Source organism: Betaproteobacteria bacterium (genome assembly GCA_016720925.1).
Lineage (GTDB): Bacteria > Pseudomonadota > Gammaproteobacteria > Burkholderiales > Usitatibacteraceae > UKL13-2.
The window spans coordinates 158,467-173,904 of sequence record JADKJR010000008.1; the positions used below are offsets into that span (position 1 = coordinate 158,467).

The following is a 15,438-nucleotide window of genomic DNA, read 5'->3' on the forward strand; positions in this document are numbered from 1 at the left end:
GACGGGCGTGTCGAGGCCATCGAGCAAGACTTGCCGCGCGGCGGGCGCAAGCCCAAAGCCGATCCGGCCGAGATCGTGCGCTTGACCACGCAGACCAGCCCTGAAGTGGCGACGCAGTGGAGCACGCGCACGCTGGCGGCGGTGGCCGGGGTGAGCGACACCACCATTCAGCGCATTTGGAAGTCGCTCGGTTTGAAGCCGCACCGCACAAAGCAATTCAAGGTGTCGCGCGATCCGAAGTTCGCCGAGAAGCTCGAAGACATCGTAGGCCTGTACATGGCCCCGCCCGAGCACGCGCTGGTGCTGTGCTGCGACGAGAAGAGCCAGATACAAGCGCTCGACCGCACCCAGCCCGGCCTGCCGATGAAGCCCGGACGCGCCGCCACCATGACGCACGACTACAAGCGCAACGGCACCACCACGCTGTTTGCCGCCATGAGCATGCTCGACGGCGCGGTCATCTCCCGTTGCGCGCAGCGCCACCGCCATATCGAATGGCTCGACTTCCTGCGCCAAATCGACCGTGAAACGCCGCAACACCTGGCGCTTCATCTGATCTGCGATAACTACGCGACCCACAAGCATCCGAAGGTCAAGGAGTGGATCGCCAAGCACCCTCGATTCCAAGTTCATTTCACCCCCACCTCGGCGTCTTGGCTCAACATGGTCGAGCGGTTCTTTCGCGACATAACGACCACGCGCCTGCGCAACGGCGTATTCCGCAGCGTCCCCGAACTGATCAAAGCCATCAAAGAGTACATCGCGGTGCATAACAAAAATCCCAAGCCCTTCGTATGGACCGCCAAGGCCAATGACATCCTCGCCAAGGTCATCCGCGCCAATCGCAACTTAAGTTCCAAACAGAATGAAGCACTACACTAGCGACAGCCGTTGTGCACCGCGATAAAATGGGTAGAGTGTTTTGAGAACCATCAGAAGTGGATTCTTTGGTGGTCAGGCAAGTTCGACCGCACTGAATAGTGCTGGCTGATAGGTGAGAGCGCTTGCAAAAGGAAACACTTCTACCAAGGCATTTGAATTGACCAGTCGTGGCGCGGAGAGTAAATGGGCAAAACATATACAGAAATTGACGCTGAACTTGCGGCTTGGATTCGCCGGCAGAAAATGTTCTTTGTCGCAACCGCCCCGCTTAAGGGTGAACTAATCAACTGCTCTCCAAAGGGCCTGGATACGCTCCAGATTCTCGGCTCGCGCGAACTTGCCTATGTCGACATAGGCGGAAGCGGAATCGAGACAGTAGCGCACATAAAAGAAAATGGCAGGATCGTGCTGATGATGTGCGCCTTTGAAGGTCCTCCAAAGATATACCGGTTCTATGGTCGGGGAACAGTCGTGGCGGCACATGAGAACCAATTCCTTGAGCTGCTTCAGCATTTTCCAGAGCCACCGGTCTGTCGCGCTATCGTGCGCATTGCCATCACGCGAATCCAGGACGCGTGCGGATTCGGCGTCCCACTATACGATTTCAAGAAACAACGTGACACGCTTCCCCGCTACGTTGCCGCCAAAACCTCCAACGAATTGAATGCGTCTATTGCAAAGTACAGCGCCGCGAGTATTGAGGGCTTGCCTGGATTGACGATCACAGACGGTGTGTTTGCGGGACGAGGACACGCAGGCGATTAGGGTCTCCCCGACCACGGATAATTTCGCGACAAGCCGCGAGTTATCTGCACCAAGTACAAGAAAACTGCTTTTTTGCAATCTGCATAACGCCACAGGTTTCAGCGCTTACGTTGGTAATGCAGCGCACTCATAGCCGGTAAACACGCGTCGCGTTATCGCGCAGCAGTTTGCGTAGCACGGTCGGCTTCAGGCCTAGGGCTTCGATGTCGATGCGCGTTTGCTCGAACGGCAGTACCGGGAAGTCAGTTCCAAAGAGGACCTTGTCTTGTCCGAAGCTGTTGATGTATTTGACGAATGATTCCGGCCAATAAGTGGGCCGGTGTGCATCGCAGCCAATATAAACGTTCGCGTGTTTCCAAGACATCGCGATCATCTCGTCGGCCCATGGAATGCCTACGTGGATACCGATCAGCGTGAGATCCGGGAAATCGCATGCGACTGAATCCAGGCAGATAGGCCGCCCGACGCTGCGGCGCGGATAACTCGCGTCATACACCATCGACTGACCAACCTGCAGTTGGATTGGAATGTTCAGCTCGACACACTTTGCGTAGAACGGGTAGTACCTCGCGTGGTCGGGTGCAAGCTCGAACCAGTGAGGATAGCTATGCGCACCGATGAATCCATATTCACGCACCGCCCTTTCCAATTCGCGCACGCCGGCCATACCTTCTGTCGGGTCGATGCCGGCAAGTCCGGAAAAACGCTTTGGGTACTTCTGCAGGGCGTCGGCCACCATCGAGTAAGGCACCTGATAGCAGGCCGGGTGGTGTTTAACACCGACCTTCGCTGCGATTAGCAGCGAGCGCTCAATGCCCGCAGCATCCATGCGGGCAATCATCTCCTCAAGGCTTACCCCGTCAAAGGTGCCCTGACCGACATGCATCTTGTCCACATAGAATTTTTTGCGTGATGGCCGATTGGCTAGCGCTTCAGCGGTCCAGATATTGACAACCGCATCGATCGCCAGAATGTCATATTTCATGATTTCTTAGTCCCAAATGATGCCAGCCCTCTTCTTGATCTGCCTCCTACTTTCGTATTGCGAAAGCATGAAGGTCCCAATTTGCTCCAGCGATGTCAACGCAGGCTCAACTTTGATGGCACATAGTAGCAGCCGAAATCCCGGCGCATTGAGCGCGTGAACGACCTCGCGGATCAAGCGCTTAAATGTCTCATCGGGTACGCCAGATCCATCGCACAATGTGAATCACACGCGGATATCGATGTACTTGAATTCCTCCACGTCCGGTATGTACACCTCGGGCAACAGCACTGCACGTTGTGCGGTTGTCGCAGCAATCGGCCTTAGTTCGCCCATAGGCACGTGCGGCAGCATCACTGAAAGACTACGCGTTCTCACATGAACCTGGCTGCCAATTACATCTGGCAAGACTCGGATGTCGCCCTTGCGGCGCGCGGTCATTGTAATACCGACGCCGGCTTTGGGGGCATCGCCTCTCAGGGGCGATATGGTGCCAGGATCCGGTGGCGATATGGCAGGCGGTTTCCTCCGGTTTCGTTCGACCACTTCGGCGATGCGGTGGGCTAGAAGGTAGGCGTGAACGACGATGAAGTTTGGCACAAAGCCGGTCATCGAGACTTGTGTCAGCCCCCTGAAAGGGTCTTCCGGCAAACGCTCGTTCAGGTGGTGGTTGATGGTGAAACTAATGATGGCATTGCCTAGCATATCGCCGCGATCAGGCGAGATATTACCAACGCCAAGCAGGTGTTATCGCCTGCGCCCGGGCGCTTCTCGACCGTCACCGGTTGCTTAGGCACGTCCAATGGATTTCGCGACATCATTTCCGTCTTACTGACCGCAGGGTACAGCACGACGATACGTAAACGACTTGAAGGGAGTCCCTGATTGAAGGCCAGCGTTTTGACAAACAAACAAGGCAGATTGAGGAAGAAGCGCAACATATCAACAACAGAATGAGCAGAAATCGTGCCACGAGCGCCAAACGACTTCAAATCGCCCTTGGCACGGATTATGTTGGAACGTCTGGCGGGAACACGAAGGAGTAATCTCGCGACGCAGATGTGTTTCGAATGTGTTTCATCAGCATCAATTCCGTTTCATGCATGTTGCGTACGACGAAATGTGTTGGTCAATATGACCCTTCGTCCAAGTGCTGCACATCAGCATCGAGGATGATCCAGATGTGCTGGCACGCTTCTTGCGCCACTATTTTCATAATACAAGCCTCAAGTGCTTGGACAAGTCACTTGCGTACTTTCGGGAGTAGTTGGTAATGGCAACGATCACGCGGCCACTGGACGGAATCAAGGTGGTGGAGCACCCACACATGGTAATGGGGCCCACCGTAGGCCTAATATTGGCCGATCTCGGGGCTGATGTTATAAAAGTCGAACCACTCAATGGTGACAACACTCGCCGATTGTTAGGCTCCGGTGCGGGGTACTTTCCGATGTACAACCGCAACAAGCGTAGTCTTTGCGTTGATACCCAGGCGCTAGCTGGCAGGGACGTAGTAAATCGCCTGATTGCCAAAGCCGACGTATTCGTTGAGAATTTCCGACCGGGCGCAATGAACGAGAGGGGATGGGACTACGCAACGCTTTCTAGTAGCAACCCTCGTCTGATTTACTGTTCTGCCAAAGGCTTTTTGAAGGGCCCGTACGAGCATCGTACCGCGCTCGATGAGGTAGCGCAGATGATGGGCGGCTTGGCCTACATGACCGGTCTACCCGGCAAACCGATGCGCGCCGGTGCCTCGGTGATCGATGTGACCGGCGGCATGTTCGGCGTGATCGGCATTCTTGCCGCGCTCGAACAGCGCCACCGAACCGGGCAAGGCCAAGAGGTAAAGACTTCGCTATACGAAACCACCGCTTTTCTGGTCGGCCAGCACATGGCACAGTATGCGGCCACAGGCACGCCGGCCCCACCTATGTCTCAACGCCTGTCGGCGTGGGCCGTGTACGACATCTTCGATACCGCCGACAACGACCAGGTGTTTATCGGTGTGGTCAGCGACACGCAGTGGCGCAAGTTCTGCGAGGCGTTCGGCTTCCAGGATTTCCGCGCTGACAGATCGCTCGACCAGAACGGCGAGCGCGTCAAGCAGCGTGACCGCATCATGGGTGTGCTCCGCGAGCACTTGCGTGGCTTCACCAAGAGCGAGTTAATGGCACGACTCGAAGCCACCGGCCTGCCCTTCGCGCCGATCGCAAAACCGCAGGATCTGCTCGACGATCCGCATTTGAACGCGGAGCACGGGCTGATTGACCTTACCCTGCCCGACGGCAGCAAAACCAGGCTGCCAGCACTGCCGATCGAGATGCACGGCCGACGCTTCGATGCCTACCGCGACCTGCCGCGCGAAGGTCAGCATTCACGCGACGTATTGCATGACGCTGGATTCAGCGATGCCGAGGTTGAACGTCTGGCCAGTGACGGCATCATCCGACTGCAGGACGCGGCGTGACCACACCGATCTCACTCTTCGACAAGCTGTGGGAGCAGCATGTCGTCGCCGACCTCGACGGCGAAGCCAGCCTTCTACACATTGACCGTATATTCCTGCATGAGCGCACCGGTAGCGTCGCATTGCAAACGCTTGAAGCTGATGGCCACCGCGTGCGCCACCCCGAATTGGCGTTCTGCACGATGGACCACATCGTCGACACCCTCCCCAACCGCAGTGACGAAACCCGCGTTCCCGGCGGAAAAGCATTCATCCAGACGACGCGCGACACCACGCGACGCGCGGGTATACGCCTGTACGACGTCAACGACCCGCAGCAAGGCATCGTTCACGTAATCTCGCCAGAGCAGGGCATCGTATTACCCGGTGCTACTGTAGTTTGCCCCGACAGCCATACCTGCACGCAAGGAGCACTCGGTGCACTTGCGTGGGGTATAGGATCATCGGACGCCGAGCACGCACTTGCCACGCAGACACTTCGCGTGCTAAAGCCACGTTCAATGCGCGTTAGCTTTGACGGCGCGCTGGCGCCGGCTGTAACGGCCAAGGACATGATTCTGTGGCTGATCGGTCGTTACACGACAAGCGGGGCGGCGGGACATGTGGTGGAGTTCGCTGGCTCAACGGTGCGCAACCTGACAGTTGAAGCGCGGCTGACACTGTGTAATATGGCGGTGGAGTTTTCTGCTTTCACCGGCATCATCGCGCCCGACAATGCCGTGTTTGAATACCTGCTTGGCCGCCCGTTCGCGCCGAAGGGCGCGCTGTGGGAGCGCGCCGTTGAGAGCTGGCGCACGTTGCGCACCGACGACGGCGCGACTTTTGATCGCGAGATTCTGGTCGAAAGCGGCATGATCGCCCCGATGGTGACTTGGGGCACAAGCCCGCAGCACACCACAGCAATCGACACGGCGGTGCCAGACCCGCAACTCGAAACTGACACTCATACGCGCTTGGCAATGGAACGCGCACTGGCCTATATGGACCTGAAGCCAGGCCAGCGGCTCGACACGGTGACGATCGACGCGGCCTTTATCGGTTCGTGTACCAACAGTCGCCTGTCAGACCTACGTGCAGCCGCACAACTGCTGCGCGGCCGCAGAGTTGCTGCGGGCGTCAAGGCGATCTGTGTGCCCGGTTCTACCCAAATTAAGCGTGATGCCGAGGCCGAGGGATTGGACCGTGTCTTCCAGGAGGCCGGCTTCGAATGGCGCGAGTCGGGCTGCTCGATGTGCTTCTTTGCGGGCGGCGAAAGCTTTGGCTTTCGCCAACGGGTGGCCAGTACCACCAACCGCAATTTCGAGAGTCGTCAGGGGCCGGAAACCCGCACGCATCTGGCCAGTCCGATCACGGTAGCAGCAAGCGCGGTGGCTGGCCGTCTAGCCGATCCGCGAAAACTGCTCGGCGGTTCGCATGGATAAATTCACCGTACATCGCGGCGTGGCGGTGCCACTGCTTCGCATCAATATCGACACCGATGCGATAATCCCTTCGCGGGAAATGAAGCACGTGTCCAAGACCGGCTTGGGCGACGGGCTGTTCGCCGGTTGGCGTTATTTAGAGCCCAATGGCCGCACGCCAAACCCCGAATTCGTACTCAACCAACCGCCATACGCGGGTGCATCAATCCTGCTTGCCGGCGCTAATTTCGGCTGCGGCTCGTCACGCGAGCATGCGGTATGGGCACTCAAGGAATACGGCTTTCGCGCCATCGTCGCGCCAACTTTTGGTGCGATCTTCTACAACAACTGCATCCGCAACGACCTGCTGCCCGTTGTGCTGCCTGAAGCTGCGATTCAACACCTATCCTGTGAGCCCGTTACGGGTTCGTTGACGATTGATCTCGAGCGCTGTGTGTTGGTGTCGCCCGGCGGCACCGAGTATCTCTTCGAAATCCAGGCTGCGCATCGCGAAATGTTGCTCGAAGGACTCGACCCGGTGGCACTGACATTGAAGCTGGAGGACCGCATCGCCGCCTTCCAGCAACGCGACCGCACGCAACGGCCGTGGATCTACCTCGATCAACCCAATACAGCCTCCCAAAACCCACTTGCATGATCAAAGCCAGCCAAACCTTGTTCGAGAAACTCTGGCTCGATCATCTAATCCGCACCGATGCCAACGGTAACGGATTGATTTACATTGACCGCCACCTGCTACATGAAGTCACCTCGCCGCAGGCATTCGAGGGACTGCGGCTGGCAGGACGTAAGGTATGGCGGATCGACGCCAACCTCGCCGTGCCAGATCATAACGTGCCAACAATCGATCGTCACCGCATCGTTGACCCTTTATCGCGCTTGCAGTTGGAGACGCTGGACGCCAACTGCGATACACTGGGGATCACGGAATTCAAGCTTGACGATCCACGCCAAGGCATCGTGCATGTTGTTGGCCCCGAGCAGGGCGCGACGCTGCCGGGCATGACGGTTGTCTGCGGCGACTCGCACACTAGCACTCACGGCGCCCTGGGCTGCCTGGCATTTGGCATTGGGACATCCGAGGTCGAACAGACGCTGGCGACGCAGACGCTGCTGCTAAAGAAGGCAAAGGCCATGCGCGTGCGTTTCGACGGCGCGCTCGGCGCGGACGTTTGCGCGAAGGACATGGCGCTAGCGCTGATCGGTCGTATAGGCACCGCGGGCGCGACTGGCCATGCGCTGGAGTTTGCCGGCAGCGCCGTACGTGCGCTATCGGTGGAGGGCCGCATGACCCTGTGCAACATGAGCATCGAGGCAGGTGGCCGCTCCGGCATGGTAGCGGTAGACGACTTGACACTGGCCTATGTCCAGGGCCGGCCATTCGCACCCCAAGGCGCCATGTGGGACGCGGCCTGTGCGTATTGGCGCACACTACATTCCGATGCCGATGCTGTCTTTGATGCCGACTTGGCTATTGACGCGAGTACCATCCGACCGCAGGTGACCTGGGGCACGTCACCGGAGATGGTAGTCGCGATCGACGGCCAAGTGCCCGATCCGGATGCCGAACCCAATCTGGTACGCCGGGCTGCGATGTGGCGCGCGCTCGACTACATGGGCCTGCAACCGGGCACCCGCATGACCGACATTGCAATAGACCGTGTTTTCATCGGCTCGTGCACCAACTCGCGCATCGAGGATCTGCGCGCTGCAGCCGCAGTCATCGCAGGACGCAGACGCGCGTCCCATGTACGCCAGGTACTAGTAGTGCCCGGTTCGGGGCTCGTCAAGCGCCAGGCAGAGGCCGAGGGGTTACATCGCATTTTCATTGACGCTGGTTTCGAGTGGCGCGAGCCCGGATGCTCAATGTGCGTGGGCATGAATGCCGATCAGCTCGAACCTGGCGAACGCTGCGCGTCGACCTCAAACCGCAACTTTGAAGGACGCCAGGGCCAAGGTGGACGTACCCATTTGTTAAGCCCGGCGCTGGCTGCCGCTGCGGCAGTCAGCGGTTGCCTGAGCGACATCAGGGGCTACGGGCGATGAAGAAGTTCGAGATCGAAGAAGGCATCGTGGCCCCGTTGGACCGGGCCAATGTGGATACCGACGCGATCCTTCCCAAGCAATTTCTGAAGTCGGTGCACCGTACTGGCTTCGGCCCAAACTTGTTCGACGAGTGGCGCTACCTTGACTCGTGGCGTGAAGAAGGCGATAACGCCGCGCGACGACCAAATCCGGAGTTTGTGCTCAACCGCCCCGAGTTCACAAATGCTCGCTTCTTACTGGCGCGCGAGAACTTCGGGTGCGGATCGAGCCGCGAGCACGCACCATGGGCATTGGTCGACTTCGGTCTGCGTGCGATTATTGCGCCGAGTTTCGCCGATATCTTTTTCTCTAATAGTTTCAAGAACGGCTTGCTCGCGATCTGTCTGACCAACGAGCACGTTGACTTACTGTTTGCGGTCGTGGCAGCGGCGCCTGGACTGCGGCTGGCTGTCGACCTGCCCGCGCAATGCGTGCGCACGCCAGACGGCCAAACTCTGCCATTCGAAATCGATGCGTTCCACAAAAATTGTCTGCTTAACGGGCTCGACGAGATCGGCCTTACCCTGGCGCACGCCGACAGCGTGCGCGCGTTCGAAGCACAGCGTCGGCGCGAGCGACCTTGGCTATTCCGCGACTGAGCTGCAGCCGCACCTGCCCAATTACGCGAAAACAATTCTCAACCCTGGATCACAAGCCGTGGAATCCCTGAATCAAGACTGGAACACGATCATCGTGCTGGTTTTTCTCCTCGGCCTTAAACACGGGTTCGATGCCGATCACCTGGCCACCATCGACGGCCTGACGCGCCGAAGCCTGCAACACAACGCGCGTCTGGCGGGTTGGTGTGGTACGTTGTTCTCGGTCGGACACGGAGCGGTGGTCATCGCCATCGCGGTCGGCACTTGCTTGCTCGCCCGCCACTGGGCTCCGCCGCAGTGGCTGCTGCTTTCGGGCGCGTGGATTTCGATCGGTTTCCTGTTGGCACTTGGGCTGCTCAACCTGCATGCTGTACTGAATACGCCCGCCGATCAGCCCGTGCAACTACAGAGCCTCAAAGGACGCGGGATGGGCCGGCTCACGCGAACCAGTCATCCGCTGGCCGTCCTGATCATTGGCGCATTGTTCGCGCTGTCATTCGACACAGTCAGCCTCGCGGCGCTTTTCGCATTGACCGCAGGCCGCTTCGATGGCGTGGCCGACGCGCTACTGCTCGCACTACTATTCATGCTAGGCATGCTGATTGCTGATGGTGCTAACGGGATGTGGATCGCGCGGCTTATCCGTCGCGCCAACGACACTGCCCGGATTGCATCGCGCGTGCTCGGCCTCGCGCTGGGCGGCATGAGTCTGCTGGTTGCGGCTTTCGGTATCGCCAAGCTGGTACTACCGAGCGTTGACGACTGGAGCGATGGAAAAGAACTCGCTTTGGGTTTGACATTTGTCGTGCTAATTGCGGGGAGCTATGTTGTGGCGATGCGCCTGGCGCGGATACGCGCAATATTGTCCCCGCGCAGCCGCTGATAATTCCATCACATTTAGTGTACCAACCCGCAATAACTTACAGGGAAACTGACAATGCGCATCACCAAAACTATCCTGGTAACTTCGATCGCGTCCATCGCGATGCCCTTCGAGTCCACCTCTGCGCAAACCGCGCCCGGGGCCGACAAGGTTGACGAGATCGTCGTTACGGCGCGCAGGGTGAGTGAAACGCTCTCCAGCGTTCCTGCTTCGATCACTGGCGATGGACTATCCAAGCGAGGCGACCCGACATGATCATAAATGAGAACCACCCATCTGATATCAAGTCATTGTTATTGGAGCTGTCGGCAATCCTGGGCGCGGATCAGGTGATGACCGACGAGGCGACTCGACGCCTATGCTCGACTGATCTTTACGTCGAGGGCAAATTATGTTGTGCGGTTATCCGCCCGTCGGATGCCACGAGACTTGCACAATCCGTTGGCTTAATTGCAGGCGCTGGAATAGCGGTCATCCCGCGTGGTGGCGGACTGACCTATGTATCGGGCTACACTCCGCCTGCGGAGCAATCTGTCATCATTGACGTGTCGGGACTGGATCGGATCATTGAGATCAACGAGACCGACATGTACGTGACTGTCGAGGCAGGCGTAACCTGGAAGACAATTTACGAAGCGCTTGCGCCGCGCGGCCTGCGTCTACCTTTCTTCGGCACCTTTTCGGGCGCGGGGGCGACAATAGGCGGTGGGTTGTCGAACGGCGCGATGTTTCTTGGCAGTGCACGCTATGGTTCGGCAGCGGAGATTGTGCTGGGACTTGAAGTCGCACTTTCCGATGGCACGCTGGTTCGTACGGGACAGGCGGGAATCGTTAATTCTGCCAAGCCTGCTTATCGTACCTATGGTCCTGACCTGACAGGATTGTTTGTGCACGACGCGGGCGCATTTGGGGTCAAAACGCGCGCTACGCTACGAGTTATTCGCACACCCCGCGAAATCGACTATCTTTCCTTCCTGCTGCCAACGGTGGAGGGTGCCGTCGAAACTCTCTCCGAGATTGGGCGAAATGATCTTACTGAGGAGATTTACGTCGTCGATCCCATTGTCACACGCCAGCGACTGGAAGAAGGGAATCTGCTCGCCGATGCCTCCTTGCTCCGGAAAGTGGTGACACAGGAGCGCGGCCTTCTACGCGGTCTGAAGTCAGGCTTTCAACTGGTCGCTGCAGGGCGCCACTTCCTCGATCAGGATCACTACTCAGTTCACCTAGTGTGTGCCGGACGCAGTCGCGCGGCGGTTGAAGCGGATGTCGCCGAATGCCGGCGCATTGCACTGGCGGCCGGTGGCTGGGCGATACCCAATTCGATCCCGAAGGCGACGCGGGCAATGGCATTTGCCGATCTCTCAGCAATACTGGGAACGCGCGGTGATCGGTGGATCGCATTGAACTGCAAAGTTGCTCATTCCGATGCCATCACTTTGATTCGAGGCACCGAAACTATTTTTGCGCAGCATCGCCCCGCAATGGATGCGGCGGGAGTGACAGTGACTTTGCTCCTATCCGCAATATCAAATCATGTATTCAGTTACGAATGCGTCTTCCGATGGCTCGACTCCTGGCTACCGCTCCACAAGGCAGCTCATCCAGCGCTTAATAGATTCATCGAACCGCAACCAAACCCAGCTGCTAGAGCTGTCATTGCCCAGGTAAGAAGTGCAGTCGTGAAGTATTTTTTTGATATTGGCGCGGCGTCCGCGCAGATCGGGCGAACCTACCCCTATTTCGAGGCGCTGGCACCTTCGACCCGGACACTCGTCGAAAGCCTCAAGCGTATTGTCGATCCGTTTAACAAGATGAATCCCGGTGCGTTGGGAATAAGCTGGCGACATGACAGTGACCAACAATGCTGATCAGTGGATCGCTATCCCATCACAGGGAATTTCTCATCAAATAAGAAACATGATGCAAAAAAAGCGAACACGCAATCATCAATTCTAATCAGCCAAGTAGAGAACCTGGCTGTTCTTGCAGTTCCCGTGTATGTCGTTGACCAGCGCTTTTACCACCTCACTGTTATCCCACTCTGCACCTTTGATTCGCTTGAAAACGGCGTGTATTTTCCAGGCAGCGGAGCCGGCTTGCCCACGCGGTCGTCTGCGGCGGCAGGCAGCGCAATCAAGCCCACGAGTATTGAATAAACCTTTTTATTCATTTTGTGTGCCACCACGGTGAGAAGGGTTGTGGCTATCAAATTCATAATAGTCGTCGCCCTGGTGGTGCTTATTTCTATTCAGATCAACGGGCGTGCGCTCGAAATTAGCGAAGTAAGAGCCGTGCTCGGCCTTGTAGGCATCAGCTCGTACCTTGAAATCGCGGAACGCCTTTATAAAAAACGTGAACATGGTGGCACCTCATCGGTAAGCTCAATAAAACGCATTCGTCGCAACAATGTTGACCTAATTATCCGCGGGCGCGAGACGCTTCACGTCGTCAATCAATTTATTCACGCCTGTACCATCTGCGATGGTATTGACAACACCTTTACTGTTCAACTCCACACGCTTGGTTTCCGGGTTGTATTCGAACTTCGAGGGTTGGGAGGCGCTTTGCCGCGTCATACCCTTCTCCACGCCGATACCGATATTACTATTGTCGTTCTTTATGCGCCCGCCTTCATCACCGATTGCCTGGCGCGCATTCGCAATCTCGGAAGCAGCGTTGGGCACAGAATTGCTCACTTTGGAACCAGGTGCAAACCCTGCCGCGCGCTGCCGGCCGCGCACCTCGGACATGAATCCACCAGCAGCCTCCGCCGGCGTCGAAATGTCGCCGGGGACGGTGGTTCCTTGGTAATCGGCTGCGGTAGTGCCTTGGTTGGAAACGTAAGAGCCGGGCGTCGGAAGTGGTTTACTTAGCCCGTCGCCAGGCGCAAGCCGGCCATTCACAAATCCGCCGTTTTGCAAAACGATGCCGGCGGCCTCGACAGCGTACTGGCGCATTTTGAGAGGGTCGCGTTCTTCGAGCTGTCCCCGATCCGCGAGGATCGGGACAATCGCGTTCGCCAAGTCGGTCTTGGCGATAGTGGACATCTCGCGCATCACCGAGGCCACTTGTTCCTGCTGGCGCGCGTCGGAATGTGACTTGGAAGCGGTACGTTCAGATTTGACGCCGCGTGCATAACTGGCATCGTAGCTCTTCGCAGCGTCCGTGGCATTGCCCTGTGCCCAGCGATAGGCATCGCTGGTGCTGAAATTCTTTATGTACGACATCCCTTCGCTAAGTTGTTTAGATTCGCGGGCTTTATTGGCGACCTGGTCAAGCGCGGACAGGGTCTCTTTGGATAAGTTGCTATTCTCGAATCTGAGGCTCCCATCGGCTCCAACCTTCATGCCAACACTGCCCATCGCGCCGACCTGTGCAGAAAATAGTGGGTTGTCGCCACCTGCTGCCGCTTTAACCCACCCCTCGCCTTTCCCATAGGCCTCGGCACTGACGCCGATAGCAGCCGCCATTTTTTGTGCCACTTCGGCGGAGACATTCTTCCCAAGTACATTTTGAATCTCGCGCGCGGTGTCGTTCACAAAACTCACTGCACTCGATTGTCCGCCCGTCGCCATGGAATTGCTGCCACCGCTCTGCTCTCCGCTCTTGCTGTGCTTATCGATGATGCTGATGGCCTGCAACGCAGAAGCAACACTCGATTCCGCGGCGGTTTGAGATTGCTGGGTCGCTACCGCTTGCGTGGCTTTTGCCGTTTCACCCATTGCTTCCGCATCTTTGGACGTGATGTCAATCGCGGTGCTGAGATTGCTCAGGTTCGACTTGTAGGCGACCAGCGAGGAGCCGGACGGTGTTATCTGAGAGGTAGAAGCACCGAACGCATTGCTGTCGGTCCTCATGCTGGGATCGGTCATGCCCGGATCAATTTTTGTTTGATCCATCGTCTGATTGCCCATGGAGATATTGCCGCTACCGGCGGCTTCCGTGGCGCGCGTCGCGGCGCCAAGGAAGGTGGCCGCGCCCAAACTTCCCAGCTTATTCATCCCGAAGACCAGTGCGGAGGCGAATAGCGGGATCGAGATGGCCATGTATCCAATGACCGCTTGATCGGAGATCGCGCCGCTATAAATGGAATTGGCGGTATCAAGCGTCAGCCCGGCTCCCCCGCCGAAATTAGCAGCCGCCTCCAATGTCCGCGCGCTGCTCATGGTCCCCATATAGTTCAGCACCGCATACAGCGGGGGCCACAGTTGCACCCAGATGAGCGCCAGGAAAAAGCTCTTGATCGCCGTAATCAGTGCGGGACCTTGCAAGGTCAAAAAGAAAATAAACATGATCGGGAAGACGGCATAAATGATTGCCTCGATCACGTTACGCAACATCGGCAGCGCCTGCTCGGCGAGTTTGCCCTGGCTCACAAAATTGGCATTGGTGCTGGCGACGGCTTGGGCCTGTGCGTTGGCGAGCATGACGGTCGCCGGATCGTTCATCTTCTGCCCGATCACATTGGCGGAGTCGCGCATGATATTGATCATCGCGTTCTGCCGCAACAGATCGGTGGCGGTCTGCGCGCCGGTGGCGATGCGATAGCGAAAATGCGATTGCTGGACCTGGTCATCAATCAGCGCGGTCGTCACTGATGCGGGATTTCTCAACGGATTCATTTCCAGCGCCAGCATCGAGCGCGCGCGATTGATCTCGGCCGGCAACTGGTTATTCAGGTAGGTGTAGGCGCTCTGGCAGGAGCCGATCGTGCTGGGGGCCGCTCCAAACGTCGTAAAACGCGCCGGGTTGGTGGTCCCCATCAATGCCCAGATATCAAGGCTGGTGGCGAAGGCATTGGGATTGATCGAATTGTCGGCCAGATCGTACATCGTGCAGTTGTAAACGAAATTCACCAGATCGGTTTTCAACTGCGGGCTGGCAATCGCCACCTGGCGCGAAGCGCTGATGACCTTGTTGCCGAACAGCAGGCCATTGTTTTGGTACTTCAGGGGATCGGGTAGCCCGAGCGGCTGCATAACGGTTTCATACGAGCGAGTCGCCCAGTCGCCGACCTTGCTGGTGAAGTGGCCAAACGCGGCCAAGCCTATCGGTACATTGCCCACCACGATGGGCGGGCTTCCATTGAGTTTGTCGATGAGCTGGACATTCACTTTCGGTACAAACATGAAAAAGTAAAGGGCGACGAACCCGGCAAACCAGCCCCAGCCGGTGAATTTTGCGGGATTGAACAAACCGGTAAAGAGTGCGACGAGCACACCGATCAGTGCGACTACCCGGATCAAGTCCATAAAGTCGCCGGTCTGCATGATCGCGGCAACGGCATTGAAAATGCCGTTGAGCGAATCCAGGTTGCCGTAGCAGTAAATCTCGAACATGGCCGG

Annotated in this window: 15 protein-coding genes and 1 pseudogene; 11 read left to right on the forward strand and 5 right to left on the reverse strand. The window is 57.6% G+C overall.

Annotated features, from left to right (window positions below):
• Positions 1-3 precede the first annotated feature (3 nt).
• Together IPP88_13730 and IPP88_13735 are read left to right on the forward strand one after the other, a co-directional pair.
• Positions 4-882: pseudogene (locus IPP88_13730) on the forward strand (IS630 family transposase).
• Positions 883-1,065: 183 nt separating this feature from the next.
• A complete protein-coding gene (locus IPP88_13735) occupies positions 1,066-1,647 on the forward strand; it encodes a pyridoxamine 5'-phosphate oxidase family protein (GenBank protein MBL0123734.1) in 582 nt (193 codons plus the stop codon).
• A 127-nt stretch (positions 1,648-1,774) separates the two neighbouring features.
• On the opposite strand, the gene IPP88_13740 is transcribed toward IPP88_13735, so the two are convergent.
• From IPP88_13740 to IPP88_13750, 3 genes are all read right to left on the reverse strand, one after another.
• Positions 1,775-2,632 (reverse strand): amidohydrolase, encoded by an 858-nt coding sequence (locus IPP88_13740; protein MBL0123735.1) that lies wholly within the window; start codon positions 2,630-2,632, stop codon positions 1,775-1,777.
• 225 nt (positions 2,633-2,857) lie between these two features.
• Entirely contained in the window at positions 2,858-3,337 is a 480-nt protein-coding gene (locus IPP88_13745; protein MBL0123736.1) for a hypothetical protein, read from the reverse strand.
• Positions 3,331-3,624, reverse strand: coding sequence for a hypothetical protein (locus IPP88_13750; protein MBL0123737.1), 294 nt, complete (start codon positions 3,622-3,624; stop codon positions 3,331-3,333). Before IPP88_13750 ends, IPP88_13745 begins: the two co-directional genes overlap by 7 nt.
• Before the next feature lie 281 nt (positions 3,625-3,905).
• Between IPP88_13750 and IPP88_13755 the strand changes: the two genes are divergently transcribed.
• Genes IPP88_13755 through IPP88_13795 form a run of 9 tightly spaced genes read left to right on the forward strand, consistent with a single transcriptional unit; the run spans position 3,906 to position 12,249 of the window.
• Complete coding sequence (locus IPP88_13755; GenBank protein ID MBL0123738.1) at positions 3,906-5,102, forward strand: CoA transferase; 1,197 nt, start codon at positions 3,906-3,908, stop codon at positions 5,100-5,102.
• Positions 5,099-6,523: a 3-isopropylmalate dehydratase large subunit gene (gene leuC, locus IPP88_13760; GenBank protein MBL0123739.1), complete on the forward strand. Its 1,425-nt coding sequence runs from the start codon at positions 5,099-5,101 to the stop codon at positions 6,521-6,523. Before IPP88_13755 ends, leuC (IPP88_13760) begins: the two co-directional genes overlap by 4 nt.
• Positions 6,516-7,160, forward strand: a complete 645-nt coding sequence (gene leuD / locus IPP88_13765; protein ID MBL0123740.1) for a 3-isopropylmalate dehydratase small subunit — start codon at positions 6,516-6,518, stop codon at positions 7,158-7,160. Before leuC (IPP88_13760) ends, leuD (IPP88_13765) begins: the two co-directional genes overlap by 8 nt.
• Positions 7,157-8,569, forward strand: coding sequence for a 3-isopropylmalate dehydratase large subunit (leuC, locus tag IPP88_13770; protein MBL0123741.1), 1,413 nt, complete (start codon positions 7,157-7,159; stop codon positions 8,567-8,569). The genes leuD (IPP88_13765) and leuC (IPP88_13770) overlap by 4 nt, the downstream gene beginning before the upstream one ends.
• Positions 8,566-9,207: a 3-isopropylmalate dehydratase small subunit gene (leuD, locus tag IPP88_13775; GenBank protein ID MBL0123742.1), complete on the forward strand. Its 642-nt coding sequence runs from the start codon at positions 8,566-8,568 to the stop codon at positions 9,205-9,207. The genes leuC (IPP88_13770) and leuD (IPP88_13775) overlap by 4 nt, the downstream gene beginning before the upstream one ends.
• 58 nt (positions 9,208-9,265) lie before the next feature.
• Positions 9,266-10,090 carry a nickel transporter gene (locus IPP88_13780; protein MBL0123743.1) on the forward strand — a complete coding sequence of 275 codons (825 nt, stop codon included), beginning with the start codon at positions 9,266-9,268 and terminating at the stop codon, positions 10,088-10,090.
• A gap of 54 nt (positions 10,091-10,144) precedes the next feature.
• A complete protein-coding gene (locus tag IPP88_13785) occupies positions 10,145-10,345 on the forward strand; it encodes a hypothetical protein (GenBank protein ID MBL0123744.1) in 201 nt (66 codons plus the stop codon).
• Positions 10,342-11,961 carry an FAD-binding oxidoreductase gene (locus IPP88_13790; GenBank protein MBL0123745.1) on the forward strand — a complete coding sequence of 540 codons (1,620 nt, stop codon included), beginning with the start codon at positions 10,342-10,344 and terminating at the stop codon, positions 11,959-11,961. Before IPP88_13785 ends, IPP88_13790 begins: the two co-directional genes overlap by 4 nt.
• A gap of 3 nt (positions 11,962-11,964) precedes the next feature.
• Positions 11,965-12,249, forward strand: a complete 285-nt coding sequence (locus IPP88_13795) for a hypothetical protein (GenBank protein ID MBL0123746.1) — start codon at positions 11,965-11,967, stop codon at positions 12,247-12,249.
• A gap of 6 nt (positions 12,250-12,255) precedes the next feature.
• Here IPP88_13795 and IPP88_13800 read toward each other — a convergent pair whose 3' ends face one another.
• Both IPP88_13800 and IPP88_13805 read right to left on the reverse strand, forming a co-directional pair.
• Complete coding sequence (locus IPP88_13800; GenBank protein MBL0123747.1) at positions 12,256-12,453, reverse strand: hypothetical protein; 198 nt, start codon at positions 12,451-12,453, stop codon at positions 12,256-12,258.
• A gap of 54 nt (positions 12,454-12,507) precedes the next feature.
• The gene (locus tag IPP88_13805; protein MBL0123748.1) at positions 12,508-15,432 is read right to left on the reverse strand and encodes a conjugal transfer protein TraG N-terminal domain-containing protein; all 2,925 of its coding nucleotides are present in this window, start codon (positions 15,430-15,432) and stop codon (positions 12,508-12,510) included.
• Positions 15,433-15,438 lie beyond the last annotated feature (6 nt).

Bases quoted from the DNA above. Each gene is read 5' to 3' on its own strand.
- IPP88_13735 (MBL0123734.1), top strand. From the start codon at position 1,066: ATGGGCAAAACATATACAGAAATTGACGCTGAACTTGCGGCTTGGATT.
- IPP88_13740 (MBL0123735.1), bottom strand. From the start codon at position 2,632: ATGAAATATGACATTCTGGCGATCGATGCGGTTGTCAATATCTGGACC.
- IPP88_13745 (MBL0123736.1), bottom strand. From the start codon at position 3,337: ATGCTAGGCAATGCCATCATTAGTTTCACCATCAACCACCACCTGAAC.
- IPP88_13755 (MBL0123738.1), top strand. From the start codon at position 3,906: ATGGCAACGATCACGCGGCCACTGGACGGAATCAAGGTGGTGGAGCAC.
- leuD (MBL0123740.1), top strand. From the start codon at position 6,516: ATGGATAAATTCACCGTACATCGCGGCGTGGCGGTGCCACTGCTTCGC.
- leuC (MBL0123741.1), top strand. From the start codon at position 7,157: ATGATCAAAGCCAGCCAAACCTTGTTCGAGAAACTCTGGCTCGATCAT.
- leuD (MBL0123742.1), top strand. From the start codon at position 8,566: ATGAAGAAGTTCGAGATCGAAGAAGGCATCGTGGCCCCGTTGGACCGG.
- IPP88_13785 (MBL0123744.1), top strand. From the start codon at position 10,145: ATGCGCATCACCAAAACTATCCTGGTAACTTCGATCGCGTCCATCGCG.
- IPP88_13790 (MBL0123745.1), top strand. From the start codon at position 10,342: ATGATCATAAATGAGAACCACCCATCTGATATCAAGTCATTGTTATTG.
- IPP88_13800 (MBL0123747.1), bottom strand. From the start codon at position 12,453: ATGTTCACGTTTTTTATAAAGGCGTTCCGCGATTTCAAGGTACGAGCT.
- IPP88_13805 (MBL0123748.1), bottom strand. From the start codon at position 15,432: ATGTTCGAGATTTACTGCTACGGCAACCTGGATTCGCTCAACGGCATT.